Annotated in this window: 17 protein-coding genes; 16 read left to right on the plus strand and 1 reads right to left on the minus strand. The window is 41.4% G+C overall.

Going from position 1 to position 13,290, the window contains the following annotated elements; all coding sequences use genetic code 11:
* Positions 1–252: 252 nt before the first annotated feature.
* The 8 genes from nifX to fdxB all read left to right on the plus strand — a co-directional run bounded on the left by nifX (position 253) and on the right by fdxB (position 4,022).
* The gene (nifX, locus tag F7734_RS08740; RefSeq protein WP_155744307.1) at positions 253–657 is read left to right on the plus strand and encodes a nitrogen fixation protein NifX; all 405 of its coding nucleotides are present in this window, start codon (positions 253–255) and stop codon (positions 655–657) included.
* Positions 654–1,130 (plus strand): NifX-associated nitrogen fixation protein, encoded by a 477-nt coding sequence (locus F7734_RS08745; RefSeq protein ID WP_155744308.1) that lies wholly within the window; start codon positions 654–656, stop codon positions 1,128–1,130. Before nifX ends, F7734_RS08745 begins: the two co-directional genes overlap by 4 nt.
* A 67-nt stretch (positions 1,131–1,197) precedes the next feature.
* The gene (locus F7734_RS08750) at positions 1,198–1,434 is read left to right on the plus strand and encodes a CCE_0567 family metalloprotein (RefSeq protein ID WP_155744309.1); all 237 of its coding nucleotides are present in this window, start codon (positions 1,198–1,200) and stop codon (positions 1,432–1,434) included.
* Positions 1,431–1,748 (plus strand): nitrogenase-stabilizing/protective protein NifW, encoded by a 318-nt coding sequence (gene nifW / locus F7734_RS08755; RefSeq protein WP_155744310.1) that lies wholly within the window; start codon positions 1,431–1,433, stop codon positions 1,746–1,748. The genes F7734_RS08750 and nifW overlap by 4 nt, the downstream gene beginning before the upstream one ends.
* 12 nt (positions 1,749–1,760) lie before the next feature.
* Positions 1,761–2,537, plus strand: coding sequence for a HesA/MoeB/ThiF family protein (locus F7734_RS08760; RefSeq protein WP_166481806.1), 777 nt, complete (start codon positions 1,761–1,763; stop codon positions 2,535–2,537).
* 122 nt (positions 2,538–2,659) lie between these two features.
* On the plus strand, positions 2,660–3,031 hold the full coding sequence (locus tag F7734_RS08765; RefSeq protein WP_155744311.1) for an iron-sulfur cluster assembly accessory protein: 372 nt from the start codon (positions 2,660–2,662) through the stop codon (positions 3,029–3,031).
* Positions 3,032–3,082: 51 nt separating this feature from the next.
* The gene (fdxH, locus tag F7734_RS08770; protein WP_155744312.1) at positions 3,083–3,382 is read left to right on the plus strand and encodes a ferredoxin FdxH; all 300 of its coding nucleotides are present in this window, start codon (positions 3,083–3,085) and stop codon (positions 3,380–3,382) included.
* A gap of 343 nt (positions 3,383–3,725) precedes the next feature.
* A complete protein-coding gene (gene fdxB / locus F7734_RS08775; protein ID WP_166481807.1) occupies positions 3,726–4,022 on the plus strand; it encodes a ferredoxin III, nif-specific in 297 nt (98 codons plus the stop codon).
* 125 nt (positions 4,023–4,147) lie between these two features.
* Here fdxB and F7734_RS08780 read toward each other — a convergent pair whose 3' ends face one another.
* The gene (locus tag F7734_RS08780; RefSeq protein ID WP_155744313.1) at positions 4,148–4,312 is read right to left on the minus strand and encodes a hypothetical protein; all 165 of its coding nucleotides are present in this window, start codon (positions 4,310–4,312) and stop codon (positions 4,148–4,150) included.
* Between the two features lie 546 nt (positions 4,313–4,858).
* On the opposite strand from F7734_RS08780, the gene F7734_RS08785 reads away from it, so the two are divergent.
* The 8 genes from F7734_RS08785 to F7734_RS08820 all read left to right on the plus strand — a co-directional run bounded on the left by F7734_RS08785 (position 4,859) and on the right by F7734_RS08820 (position 13,286).
* Complete coding sequence (locus tag F7734_RS08785; RefSeq protein WP_155744314.1) at positions 4,859–5,416, plus strand: AraC family transcriptional regulator; 558 nt, start codon at positions 4,859–4,861, stop codon at positions 5,414–5,416.
* A 465-nt stretch (positions 5,417–5,881) separates the two neighbouring features.
* Entirely contained in the window at positions 5,882–6,130 is a 249-nt protein-coding gene (locus F7734_RS08790) for a hypothetical protein (protein ID WP_155744315.1), read from the plus strand.
* A gap of 56 nt (positions 6,131–6,186) precedes the next feature.
* Complete coding sequence (locus F7734_RS08795; protein WP_155744316.1) at positions 6,187–6,447, plus strand: hypothetical protein; 261 nt, start codon at positions 6,187–6,189, stop codon at positions 6,445–6,447.
* Positions 6,448–6,563: 116 nt separating this feature from the next.
* Positions 6,564–7,076: a hypothetical protein gene (locus F7734_RS08800; protein ID WP_155744317.1), complete on the plus strand. Its 513-nt coding sequence runs from the start codon at positions 6,564–6,566 to the stop codon at positions 7,074–7,076.
* 569 nt (positions 7,077–7,645) lie between these two features.
* Positions 7,646–9,202, plus strand: coding sequence for a phage tail sheath subtilisin-like domain-containing protein (locus tag F7734_RS08805; RefSeq protein ID WP_155744318.1), 1,557 nt, complete (start codon positions 7,646–7,648; stop codon positions 9,200–9,202).
* Positions 9,203–9,221: 19 nt separating this feature from the next.
* On the plus strand, positions 9,222–9,695 hold the full coding sequence (locus F7734_RS08810) for a phage tail protein (RefSeq protein ID WP_155744319.1): 474 nt from the start codon (positions 9,222–9,224) through the stop codon (positions 9,693–9,695).
* Positions 9,696–9,777: 82 nt separating this feature from the next.
* On the plus strand, positions 9,778–10,572 hold the full coding sequence (locus tag F7734_RS08815) for a phage baseplate protein (RefSeq protein ID WP_155744320.1): 795 nt from the start codon (positions 9,778–9,780) through the stop codon (positions 10,570–10,572).
* Complete coding sequence (locus F7734_RS08820; RefSeq protein WP_155744321.1) at positions 10,569–13,286, plus strand: hypothetical protein; 2,718 nt, start codon at positions 10,569–10,571, stop codon at positions 13,284–13,286. The genes F7734_RS08815 and F7734_RS08820 overlap by 4 nt, the downstream gene beginning before the upstream one ends.
* Positions 13,287–13,290: the final 4 nt, after the last annotated feature.

Genomic DNA, 13,290 nt, shown 5'->3' on the forward strand with positions numbered 1-13,290 from the left:
AGGGGGGAAACAGGAAATTTATTTTCCTCCCCTTTATAAGGGGAGGTTAGGAGGGGTAAAAATAATGTGCAACTTCATATTAAATTGGTATTAGAGAATATAGCAATACTAAATCATTTGTAAAATTTTCTCTCCTCTCTTTTCTCCGTGCTCTTTGCGACGCCAGGTGCTTCAACTCTGGGAACCAGAGCAACGCACTGGCTCGTCTTTGCGGTTCATAATTTTTACTTCTCAAATAGGACTGCTAGAATCATGAAAATTGCCTTCACGACTTCAGACCAAATTCATATTAATGCTCACTTCGGATGGGCCAATAAAATTGAAGTCTATGAAGTTTCACCAAATGGATATCAGTTTATAAAAACTCTGCGATTTGATGGCGATCTCAAAGAAGATGGCAATGAGGATAAATTAGTCCCAAAAATTGAAGCTCTGGCTGATTGCACGATTGTTTATGTATCCGCAATTGGAGGAAGTGCAGCGGCTCGGTTAATTAAAAAACGTATTACACCAATTAAGGCAAACTCCGAGGATGACAAAATTACTGATGTTCTAGAAAAGTTAGTCCAGACTTTGAAAGGAAGCCCTCCCCCTTGGTTGCGAAAAGCTTTGCAACAAAAATCACCAAGTTTTGATGAAAAGGAAGTCACTGTATGAGCCCCACTGAAGCTGTTAACGAAACTACTAGCAATGAAGCTTTGAATTCTCCCTTTCTCCGAGAGTTAGTCAGACAAATTCGCGCCCAGGATTCTTATGGATTTTACCGAAACTGGTCGGATGAATTGATAGTCAAACCTTATGTTGTCAGCAAAGAAGCTAAACGCAAAATTTCTGTAGAAGGCGACGTTGAACCCGTTACAAAAGCCAGAATTATGTCATTTTATCGGGCGATCGCAGCCCAAATTGAGCAAGAAACAGGCTTATTATCCCAGGTGGTTATAGATTTAAGCCATGAAGGTTTTGGCTGGGCGCTTGTTTTTTCCGGTCGTTTGTTGCTAGTGACAAGAACCTTACGAGATGCTCAACGTTTCGGTTTTGATTCCTTAGAAAAATTAGTAGCTGAGGGGGAAACTCTGATACAAAAAGGTATTGAATTAGCACAAAAATACACTGAAGTTGCCAAAGTGTAACAGATTTTCACCAACCATTGTACGGGCGCAAGGCATTGCGCCCCTACCAACCACTAACCACTAACGTATGATACAAACAGCAAAAACAGAACCTGTCAGTCAACACGCGATTGAAGACCTAAAACTGCAAATTAAGCGTCTCAATAGTAAAGCGGGTCAATTGAAGATGGATCTTCACGATTTAGCTGAGGGATTGCCACAAGATTACCAAAAACTGACAGCGTTAGCAGCCCAAACTTATGAAGTCTACCGTCAGTTAGATGAACTGAAGCGTCAGCTAAAAAAATGGGAGAAGCAGTCATGAAATGGGATGTGGAGCAATTCAATCAACTTGTCAATACAGAGGAGTATTTTGAGTTTTTTCAACTTTCTTACGATCGCCGAGTTGTCCTTGTGAACCGCCTGCATATTTTGAAACTGTTTTCGCGTTACATTCACGAGATTGATGCTCATAATTTAGAAGCAAGTCAGGCAGAAAAACTCGGTTTATACCGTATCGCCCTTCAACAAGCTTATGAAGTGTTTCTCAAATCAACACCTCTAGAACAAAAGCTGTTCAAGGTGTTTAAAGAGAAGCCTAAAAACATCGTCATGCTGACAGAAATTGCTACAAACTAGGAGGGATAAAGAGTGGTGAATCTCATGCCTACCGAATTAGAACGCTACCGCCGCCAAATTATGCTCCCTGGTTTTGGCGAAGAAGCACAGCAGCGACTCAAGTCAGCCACAGTCTTAGTTACAGGTGTAGGAGGATTAGGTGGTACAGCAGCGCTTTACCTGGCGGTAGCTGGTGTTGGGCGGCTCATTCTGGTTCGAGGCGGTGAGTTACGGCTCGATGACATGAATCGACAGATTCTCATGACCGACGATTGGGTAGGTAAGCCGCGAGTGTTTAAAGCGAAAGAAACGCTAGAGAATATTAACCCAGATGTTGAAATAGAAGCAATATTTGATTACGTCACGCCAGATAATGTAGATTTTTTAGTTAAATCTGCCGATGTGGCGATCGACTGCGCCCACAACTTTGTTGAGCGCGACTTATTGAATGCAGCCTGCGTGCGTTGGCGCAAGCCAATGGTAGAAGCCGCAATGGATGGGATGGAGGCTTACTTAGCGACAATTATCCCTGGTGTTACGCCTTGCTTGTCTTGCCTATTTCCCGAAAAACCAGAATGGGATCGGCGCGGCTTTGGAGTACTCGGTGCGGTTTCTGGAACCCTAGCGTGTCTGACAGCACTAGAAACAATTAAGCTCATCACTGGATTTAGTCAGCCACTCCTATCACAACTATTGACAATGGATTTGAATCAGCTGACATTTGCCAAACGCCATTCTTACCGCGATCGCAATTGTCCAGTTTGCGGTACTCCTTCTTCCCTACCTCTAAAGTTCGTAGTTGCGCTTTAGCGCATACATCCCAACTACCTTCCAGAAAATTACCTCTTTAAAAACCCTAGAAAACACAGAGATAGAGGATTTATTTCTCGCACATCCCTTAGCAAAATTTCTCTAATCACTAAGTACATTTTATGACTCTAACATTAACAGAAGCCGCAGAATTCCGGCTCCGCACCTTTCTTCTAGCCTCTAGCAAAGACGAAAATTCTGCTCTACAGGGTATCCGTGTCGCCGTCGAGGATGGCGGTTGCAATGGCTATCAGTATTCTTTAAAACTTACCAACACGCCACAGATAGATGACATAGTGATGCAACAAGGCAAGTTACAAATCTACATTGACTCGCAAAGCGCCCCATTACTAGAAGGAGTCGTCGTCGATTTTGTCGATGGCTTGTTGGAGAGCGGATTTAAGTTTAGCAATCCCAATGCTACTGATACCTGTGGCTGTGGGAAATCATTTCAAGCAGGTAGTTGTACTCCCGCAGGCATACCGTGTAGCTAATACCCTTTTCTCCCCCCACACCCTACACCCTTTATTTAGAAGGATACATCAATGACAACTTATCAAGTACGTTTAATCAATAAAAAGCGATCGCTCGACATTACCATTCCTGTTGACGAAAACACCACAATTTTAGATGCTGCAGAAGACCAAGAACTAGATTTACCCTTTTCCTGTCAATCTGGCTCTTGCTCTAGTTGCGTCGGCAAAATAGTTGAAGGTGAAGTCGATCAGTCCGAACAAGTATTTCTTGATGAGGAGCAAGTTGCGAAGGGATTTGTTCTCCTCTGTGTCACCTATCCCCGTTCTGACTGCACAATTCGCACTCACCAAGAAGCTTACTTAGTCTGAGTTATACTTTGCACGGGAATAAACTGAACTTTTGATTCAGCGCTGGATCTATTAGCTCTAAGTTCTTAGGGAATTCCCAGAAATAAATTATCCATCTTGTGGTACGGGCGTCCCCGCCCGTCCTCTAAATCTGTAATATCATCTTCGTTTAATAACTCATGAAATAATTTGTTTGTAGTTGCGCTTTAGCGCATGCAACGCCCAAACTTAGTGCAAGCGTTCATCCGAACATGATATAACAGCTCGTGTCGCCACAACAGATTTTTGGATACTTTTTTATTTGAAAGCCCCTTAGCTAAAAGCTGATAAAAATTCACTTTGGTAAATTGAGGAAAATGACGCTGTGGTAACATTCACTGGTTTAACTTTTGGCGGTCAAGTCTGGACACCCCAATTCGTCCAAGAAATTAATCAAGATAAATGCATTGGTTGTGGTAGATGCTTTAAGGCGTGCGGTCGGAACGTGCTAGTACTGCAAGCACTGAATGAAGACGGAGAGTTTGTAGAAGATGAGGAGGCTGAGGAAATCGAGCGTAAAGTCATGTCTATTATTCACCCAGAGCACTGTATTGGTTGTCAAGCTTGCGCTAGGGTATGTCCCAAAAATTGTTACACTCATAGCCCACTCGAACTCAATTAAATAGTGTTGAAGTGCTCATCCGACCATATTATTCTTGGTAGCGAATAACACGCTACCATTTCCATGTTGCTGTGGGACTCCTAATATCCCCTCAATTTGCGATCGCAATGAGTGGCAATCAGCATTCAGTTCTGAATTAACCGCTCAAAATTCTGCTGGTGAATTGTTACCACTTGCAGTAATGCTTCTGCTGTTGCTCTGAGTTCGGTGGTTGATTGTCTCAGATTTACGCTCACAACGACTTGGTTGTCCAACTGCTGCTCTAGGCACTCTCCTCTGTCCTGAGCCATGCTGCACTGTCTTTACTGCTAGTGGTTTCTAATTCACGATTTACATTTTATTCTGCTCTAAACGCATGATTTTTTAGGCTCTTGTACTTTTAGTATTAATAGATAGTAATTACGAACGATTCACTTTTTTGCTAAATTGTCAACACATAAGACCTAATTCTTTTGAAAAATTAATAAAAATGAAATATAAGCAAAAATAATAGGAAAATTATGCTTTTTTCTGTTAAAATCGCAGATTCCTCACAACTTCCTCAAATTTTGATTGGAAAATCAAAGTAGTGTGTTTAGTCATGTCAACGTGACAAGTAGCTAGATAAGAATAAAGTCCACATATAAACTTCCAAACAAGTTTTTTGATAGATTGTCTGTGTATTAAAAAAAATAACAGCGGAAAGTACCCATGAAGGTACTTTTTTTAACGCAGTAAAAAGTAGAGCATATTATTGATAGTTGTTTAAACTATTTCAGCACTACGAATAGAGAAGGATAGCAAATTTTCCAAAATTAACTGTAAGCCTATAACTTAATTAAATAGTAGGATAGCAAATGACAGAGATTTTATTAACCAATGATAATCCTGACACTCAAAACCTCTTAATAAAATGTTTGAAGACAGCAGGATTTGAGGTTTTCATTACAGAAGATGGTCTAGTTCGCGTTCATCTTACCGAGGAGAAATTATCTATCACTGAGGGAAGTAAAAACTCAAATACCCCTCAATCCATATTTCCCTCTATTCCACGACTGCACGAGGTTTTCAAGTTTATCGAATTGAATTATCATCAACCTATTAGCCTAAAAGAAGTAGCTCAAGCAGTCGGTTATTCCTCAGCTTATTTAACAGATTTAGTACGACGTCTTACTGGAAAAACGGTTAATGATTGGATTATTGAGCGTCGGATAGCCCAAGCCTGCAACTTACTATTGTCAACTAACGACTCTGTTAATCAGATTGCTTTACAAGTGGGCTATCAAAATATCAATCATTTCTACTGTCAGTTTCGCAATTACTATAAAACTACCCCCCATGCTTGGAGAGAAGCACAACTTTGCAAACTAGTTCAAAGCAAAAGGCTGCAACCATCAATACCTTTGCCAAAATAAGAGCCTACAAAAATTTTGACAAAATCTGGCAAAATAACCCATAGATAAGCGTTTAGCTGACAAACAGGCTGATAATCTCAAACCCTTTATAATACAGGCGATACGTTAAAAAAATCCTATGGGAAACCTTGCAGGAATTTTTAAGACTAATTGTTTTTGCCAAGCCTCAGAGAAAAAAGAGTGAATACATCCATTCACCCTCGTAAATTGGCAAAGGTATTGTCATGCGAAACCGGGTTTCTATTCCGGCTTATCCGAACCGTATTGGGAGTACAGAAATCGGGTTTCTTGACGTTGCTTAACTAAACCGTATTAAATCTTATACCTAAAAATACTTAATTTGCTCTTGTACTAATATCTAAAAATAATTAATTAGCAATCTCATTTTTTTAATCTACTCTTTGTATTAAGAGATGACTACACATCTAGCAAATAATCTATTATCAAAGGAATAACCAAAACCTCATGTCTACATATAACCCTGAATACTATCCTAACGTCTGCGAATTCACGGTTCCTATTAAACTAAAGATTCCCATCTTTATAGAGCCAGAACTGGTTATCAAACCCGTTGAGTCTGTGAGAGAGAAAGTACATATACATCTCGAACCAGAAATCTACCTTAGACCAGAAGTAACAGCAACTCCACCTGTTTGTGTTCCTCAAAATGGATATAGTCAACAAGCATTGCCTGTTGAATCAACTTTCCAATAGTTATAACTGCAATAAACAATTCACGCAATTTATTTTTAAACAAAAGGATGCAATTCATGTCTACATACAACTCTGAATACAACTGCGAATACTACCCTAACGCCTGTGAATTTACGGTTCCTATCAAATTAAACATTCCAATGTTTATTGAGGCTACACCAGTTATTAAGCCCGTTGAGCCTGTGAGGGAGAAACTAAATATTCATCTTGAGCCAGATATTTATCTTAAACCAGAAGTCAGGACAACTCCACCTGTTTGTGTTCCTCAAACTGGATATAGCAGACAGCAGTTACCTGCTTCACAAACTCTTCCATAGTCCTAAAATATTTATTGGGACACATAGTTGACAGAGTGCAATGTATAGGGCGCGATTTATAAGGGTACAATGCCGCTGCGCCCCTACATATATAACTTATTTTTTCCTTTGATACCATGCAAAAACGCAAACTGAATATTTCGATGATGTTAAAAGTGCCTATTGACCTCGAAATAGAAGTCGCAGGAGTACCACCAATAAACAATCAGCCAGTTGAAGATAACAAAGAAAATCAAAAACTTTTTAACTTCATCGGAGAATCTGAACCAGAAGCGATCGTTAATGGAGTAAGTCTAGCCGAGCTTGATGAAGATAGTCAAGTTCTAGTTAGTGAACTTATAGGTCAACTTGAGCAAAAAGGTAAGATTTTTTCTACATTGTCCCAAATTCAATACAAGCAAGAGAACTTAGGAAATGATGAACAGGAGATAGCAGAGAGGCAATATGAAGATGTAAATACTTTGTTATCCAAAGATGATTTTACAACTATTCAGCCACAAACTCAACTAGATAAGAAAAAAATGACAACGCGCATCTTGGACTCTTTCAACGATGGTTTTACTCTTCTCATAAATACTATGGGAACAGTTTTGTTTCTAGGTAAACTTGCTAACTATAGTTGGGAGTGAAGAAACTGAACAATGCTTTTATAGGAAGGGAAATCGCGATCGCGATTTCCGAACAGCCATATTTTGTAGTAAATTTGGATTTTAATACAGTAAAGTAAACAAGTAGTTGTTGAAGCTAAAAATGGTAAGTCTGTGAAAATTACGGTTCCTGTAGCAGGCTTTGTCATTTATGAGTAGCAAGTGAACGTATTTAGGTGTAAGAAAATTCTAATTAGAGAAGGGGGTAGAGGCGATTCCTATCAGGAGTTGTCTCTACCCCAATAGTACTTGGATAAGCAAAAATTAGAAACCCGGTAACTTCTGCGAAACCGGGTTTCTGGAGCTTTGACTATCAAAAACCTACGCAGTATTAGCCTCTACCCCATTTTCTTTACAAGAATTTTCAGGTAATTAGACCACAATTGTAGGGGCGCGGCGGCATTGCGCCCCTACGAAAAATAATTAATTAGCACTTCTATAACTACCGAAAAATAATTAATTATCAGATCCATTTTTTCTAGCTACTATCTTTAGTATGAAATAACCGAAAGGTTAGAAACAAACTAAATGTCAACAGCAAAAATTCAAAAATGCCAATACAACCTACATACCCAGGCGTTTATATAGAAGAAATTCCTAGTGGTGTACGCACGATTACAGGTGTATCCACTTCTATTACTGCTTTCATAGGACGTGCCAAGCGCGGTCCTGTTAACGAACCAATTACTATCAACAACTACGGCGATTTTGAACGCATTTTCGGAGGGCTGTGGTTAGACAGTTCTCTTGGCTATGCTGTGCGGGACTTTTACCTTAATGGTGGTAGTCAAGCGATTATCGTTCGATTGGTTCATAACGAAACTAACAATAATGAACCTAATACTAATGCTAGAAAAGCAAGCTTAAATGCTAGTGGACTTGAGCTAGAGGCTGCAAGTGAAGGAAACTGGGGTAATTTTTTGAAAGTTCGTATCGACGATGATGTCCCTAAGGATGACAAATCCAATCAAGATGGCTTGTTTAATCTCACCATCCTAGATGAAGCAATGAGTCAAATCGAAGTATTCCGTAACGTCTCAGTGAAAAAGGATCATCCTAGACGAGTGGATATAGTTTTGCTCAATGAATCCAACTTAGTGCGGGTGAAAGTGCAAGAAGAAACTCAAACTCCCGTATTACCACCTGAAAAACCAGCTCCTACCGACCAGGAGGTTAAAGCTAGTGGCGGAGATGATGGTGGCGAGTTAACTCAGAACGACTTCATAAACAACAAAGAAGCAAAGAAAGGTCTTTATGCTTTGGAAAAAGCTGACCTATTCAATCTCCTCTGTATTCCACCCTATAAAGATGGTAACAAGAATATAGATTATGACTCTCTAGTTGATGAAGCAGCTAGATATTGCGAAAAACGCCGAGCCTTTTTCATTATTGATCCACCCAGCAATTGGATTAATAAAGACAAAGCTAAAGAGGGTATTAAAAATTTTGGTACACCCACCAGTTATGCTGCTGTTTTCTTTCCTAGGGTTAAGCAACCAAATCCTCTGCGAAAGAACGCGATGGAAGAGTTTGCTCCCTGCGGTGCGATCGCTGGTGTGTTTGCTCGTACCGATGTTCAACGCGGAGTGTGGAAAGCGCCTGCGGGTACGGAAGCAACATTAGTGGGTGTCCCACAATTGAGTGTACCTCTGACAGATGCTGAAAACGGTGAGTTAAATCCTCTGGGTATTAACTGCTTGCGAACTTTACCAGCCGTTGGTCGTGTCATTTGGGGAGCGCGCACACGGCGAGGAGATGACCGTCTTACCGATGAGTGGAAGTATATTCCGGTTCGCCGTTTAGCTCTTTTCTTGGAAGAAAGTCTTTATCGCGGTACTCAATGGGCAGTTTTTGAGCCTAACGACGAGCCATTGTGGGCGCAGATTCGCCTAAATCTTGGGGCTTTTATGCATACGTTGTTCCGCCAAGGAGCTTTCCAAGGGCAAAAACCAGAAGACGCTTATTTTGTCAAGTGCGATAAGGAAACAACAACTCAGAATGATATAAATCTGGGTATTGTCAACATTGTGGTTGGTTTTGCTCCACTCAAACCCGCAGAATTCGTCATTATCAAGATTCAGCAAATAGCCGGACAAATAGCAGTATAAGGACAAAGGACAGAAATATATGCCTTCTATTTCAGGAACTCGTTTAGACTTTTACAAAAACTTCAAATTTAAAGTCAGAATGGACGGTCAGGTTGTGGCTGCGGTAAGTAAAGTCAGTGGTTTGAAGCGCACAACTGAAGTGATAGAACACCGCACAGGTGGTGACCCTAGTACTGTTTATAAGTCTCCAGGACAAAGCAAGTACGAGGCTATTACTCTAGAACGGGGTATTACTAAAGATTTGAAGTTTGAAGAATGGGCAAACAAAGTGTGGGCGCTTGGTGGTAGCCCAGAAGTTTCCTTGGCTGACTTCCGTAAAGATATCATCATTGAGGTTTACGATGAAGGCAATCAAAATAAAGTGACTTCTTATAATGTTTTCGGTTGCTGGGTTTCGGAATATCAAGCTTTACCTGACCTTGATGCTAGTGCTAATGCTGTTGCGATTGAGTACATAAAACTCGAAAACGAAGGTTGGGAGCGCGGCGCTTAAGGAAAAGATGTAAGGGCGCAAGCATGAGCGCCCCTACGACCAATGTATATGTATCATGCATTTTGTGGATTGGTATTAGATTATGCGATCGCTATCATCCTTAGAACTGTTCAATATTTGGGACTGGGGACATAACCAGCCATCTTGGTCTAGAGCTATCAAGCTACTAGCCACTGCTTGTCCTGATGTACCCCTAGAGACACTTACCCAGATTAGTATTGGTCAGCGCGATGCAATGCTGCTAACTTTACGGGAGTGGACTTTTGGTTCACAACTGGCAAGTCAAACAGCCTGTCCGAAGTGTGGTGAACCTCTAGAACTCAACTTTAATGTTGCAGATGTCCGTATTGTATCACCTCAACTTGAACCAGTAGAGAAATTTTCTCTCTCCCAAGGTGAGTATCAGGTGAGCTTTCGTCTTCCTAACACATCAGACTTGATGGCGATTTGCACTTCTACTTGCAAAGATGTTTTGTCCAACCCACAACAGCACAACGCTCTAACAACGAACCAACAGTTAAAAACGGCTCAACAAGTTTTGCTCGATCGCTGTATCTTATCCGTCACTCATAACAGTGAAAGTTTATCACTTAATAAATTACCACCCAATATAATTGATACAGTTATTGCAGAAATGGCTCAGGCTGACCCGCAAGCGAATGTACCAATAGATACTTCTTGCCCTGCTTGCGGTCACGAATGGCAATTAGTATTTGACATTGTGTCCTTCTTTTGGAGCGAAATTAACGCTTGGGGACTTCGCATTTTACGGGATGTGCATACCTTGGCTACTGCTTATGGCTGGCGCGAGGCTGACATTCTGACTATGAGTCCTAGACGACGGCAACTGTATTTAGATATGGTGGTGAGTAGATGAATAATTATCTTAACCAATTGGTGGCGAAAAACCTCAACTTGGTCGATACAGTTCAACCGTTTCTGCTGTCGATATTTGGTTTTTTACCAGGGTCTTCTATAGAATTGGGGAATGAGCAAAATTGGGGAATCAATCAAGAAATTGTCACAGGTGATAATCAAGATTCCGCCATAACAACTGGGTTGGAAACAAGTCCAGAGGCTCACATATTTAGAAACTCTGACATTGCACAGCCGTTAGACCTGCAAGCGATCGCTGCGCCAACGTCTTCGACAAACGCAAATCAATCACAAACATCGGACGATATAAACGATCCACCGTCAACTAGTTTAACCCCAAGACCTACTCACTACTGGGAACAACCCGATTCCCAGCAATCGCCACGATCTATGGCGATCGCCTCTGATAAATCTTTGTTGCTAAACACAGAAACACAGCCGTTAACGCTAGCACAAACGACGCAAACAAATACTCCCTTACCACATCAAACGGTCAAACAACTAACACAGCCTGCAAAACAATCATTGGGACAGGAACCAGTTAAAAGTCATCCTGGGGTTTCTCTTCCCCAATACCAACAGATGGTATCAAAAGGAAAATCACCAATGATACCAGAGTCAGAACTAGTAGTAACAGAACAGACATCTGATAAAATACTGCCTACTGTGGAGAAACTCCAATTAACTTCGACTGCTGATGTGGAAGCGATCGCTTCTTTATCATTCTTGTCAGTAAAATCACAGCATGCTTCTGTGCCTTTATTAACTCAGCAGCAGGGAACTGAAAGCGATCGCTTTGTTCCATCCTCACCATCATTAAAGGTAATGAGGGAGCAACCCGATTCCCCGCAGTCGCCACAACCGATGGCGATCGCGCCCGATGGATCTTTGTTGCTAAACACAGAAACACAGCCGTTAACGCTAGCACCAACGACGCAAACAAATACTCCCTTACCATATCAAACGGTCAAACAACTAACACAGCCTACAAAACAATCATTGGGACAGGAACCAGTTAAAAGTCATCCTGGCGTTTCTCTTCCCCAATACCAACAGATGGTATCAAAAGGAAAATTACCAATGATACCAGAGTCAGAACCAGTAGTAACAGAACAGACATCTGATAAAATACTGCCTAGTGTGGAGAAACCTCAATTAACTTCGACTGCTGATGTGGAAGCGATCGCTCCCTTATCATCGTTCTCAGTAAAATCACAGTCTATTTCTGTACCTTTATTAACTCAACAGCAGGGAACTGAAAGCGATCGCTTTGTTCCATCCTCACCATCATCAAAGGTAATGAGGGAGCAACCAGATTCCCAGCAGTTGCCACAACCGATGGCGATCGCCTCTGATAAATCTTTATTGCTAAACACAGAAACACAGCCGTTAACGCTAGCACAAACGACGCAAACAAATACTCCCTTACCACATCAAACGGTCAAACAACTAACACAGCCTGTAAAACAATCATTGGGACAGGAACCAGTTAAAAGTCATCTTGGCGTTTCTCTTCCCCAATACCAACAGATGGTATCAAAAGGAAAATTACCAATGATACCAGAGTCAGAACCAGTAGTAACAGAACAGACATCTGATAAAATACTGCCTAGTGTGGAGAAACCTCAATTAACTTCGACTGCTGATGTGGAAGCGATCGCTCCCTTATCATCGTTGCCAGTCAAATCACAGTCTGTTTCTGAGCCCTTATTAACTCAACAGCAAGAAACTCAAAACAATCGCTTTGTTCCACCCTCACCATCATTAAAGGTAATGAGGGAGCAACCCGATTCCCAGCAGTCGCCACAACCGATGGCGATCGCCCCCGATCAATCTTTATTCCTGAACACAGAAATACAGCCGTTAACACCAGCACCAACGACGGAAACCTCACATCCAGGGATCGAACAACTAACACAGCCTGCAAAACAATCATTAGGACAGCTACCAGTTAAAAGTTATCCTGCAGTTCCTGCTTTCCAGTCCCAACAGATGGTATCACTTGGAAAATTACCAACGATACCAGAGTCAGAACCAGCGGTAATAAAACGGACATCTGATAAAATACTGCCTACTGAACAGAGACTGCAATTAACGTCCTCTAGTCATGGAGAAGCGATCGCTCCTTTATTATCATCGGCAGTAAAATCACAGCCTGTTTCTGTGCCTTTATTAACTCAACAGCAAGAAACTCAAAACAATCGGTTTGTTTCATCCTCACCATCATCAAAGGTAATGAGGGAGCAACCAGATTCCCAGCAATCGCCACAACCTATGGCGATCGCTCCTGACAAATCTTTGTTCCTGAACACAGAAACACATCCGTTAACACCAGCAGCAACGACGGAAACAAATACTCCCTTCTCACATCAAGCAGTAGAACAACTAACACAGCCTGCAAAGCAATTATTGGGACAGCAAGCAGTTAAAATTCACCCTATTTCTCTTTTACAAGACCACTCCCCACAGCCCACACCCAATATTATTGAACCGAGAAATGATGATTCTCGTCCCGATTCTATCTTCATCTCAGCCAGCAGACAAGAACGACAACAGAGGGAATCATTCGCTCATTCAACAACACCTACTATTCAAGTTTCCATTGGTTCTATGGAAATTCGCACACCACTACCACCACCACGACCAAAGCCAAGACCAAAACCACCTGTGATGAGTTTAGATGAATACTTACGCCAACGTTCTAGGGGGAGGTGAGCAA

The organism is Scytonema sp. UIC 10036, from assembly GCF_009725235.1.

What these genes read in the sequence shown, in the direction of transcription:
- nifX (WP_155744307.1), top strand. Translation starts at nt 253, where the DNA reads ATGAAAATTGCCTTCACGACTTCAGACCAAATTCATATTAATGCTCAC.
- F7734_RS08745 (WP_155744308.1), top strand. Translation starts at nt 654, where the DNA reads ATGAGCCCCACTGAAGCTGTTAACGAAACTACTAGCAATGAAGCTTTG.
- F7734_RS08750 (WP_155744309.1), top strand. Translation starts at nt 1,198, where the DNA reads ATGATACAAACAGCAAAAACAGAACCTGTCAGTCAACACGCGATTGAA.
- nifW (WP_155744310.1), top strand. Translation starts at nt 1,431, where the DNA reads ATGAAATGGGATGTGGAGCAATTCAATCAACTTGTCAATACAGAGGAG.
- F7734_RS08765 (WP_155744311.1), top strand. Translation starts at nt 2,660, where the DNA reads ATGACTCTAACATTAACAGAAGCCGCAGAATTCCGGCTCCGCACCTTT.
- fdxH (WP_155744312.1), top strand. Translation starts at nt 3,083, where the DNA reads ATGACAACTTATCAAGTACGTTTAATCAATAAAAAGCGATCGCTCGAC.
- F7734_RS08780 (WP_155744313.1), bottom strand. Translation starts at nt 4,312, where the DNA reads ATGGCTCAGGACAGAGGAGAGTGCCTAGAGCAGCAGTTGGACAACCAA.
- F7734_RS08785 (WP_155744314.1), top strand. Translation starts at nt 4,859, where the DNA reads ATGACAGAGATTTTATTAACCAATGATAATCCTGACACTCAAAACCTC.
- F7734_RS08790 (WP_155744315.1), top strand. Translation starts at nt 5,882, where the DNA reads ATGTCTACATATAACCCTGAATACTATCCTAACGTCTGCGAATTCACG.
- F7734_RS08795 (WP_155744316.1), top strand. Translation starts at nt 6,187, where the DNA reads ATGTCTACATACAACTCTGAATACAACTGCGAATACTACCCTAACGCC.
- F7734_RS08800 (WP_155744317.1), top strand. Translation starts at nt 6,564, where the DNA reads ATGCAAAAACGCAAACTGAATATTTCGATGATGTTAAAAGTGCCTATT.
- F7734_RS08805 (WP_155744318.1), top strand. Translation starts at nt 7,646, where the DNA reads ATGCCAATACAACCTACATACCCAGGCGTTTATATAGAAGAAATTCCT.
- F7734_RS08810 (WP_155744319.1), top strand. Translation starts at nt 9,222, where the DNA reads ATGCCTTCTATTTCAGGAACTCGTTTAGACTTTTACAAAAACTTCAAA.
- F7734_RS08815 (WP_155744320.1), top strand. Translation starts at nt 9,778, where the DNA reads ATGCGATCGCTATCATCCTTAGAACTGTTCAATATTTGGGACTGGGGA.
- F7734_RS08820 (WP_155744321.1), top strand. Translation starts at nt 10,569, where the DNA reads ATGAATAATTATCTTAACCAATTGGTGGCGAAAAACCTCAACTTGGTC.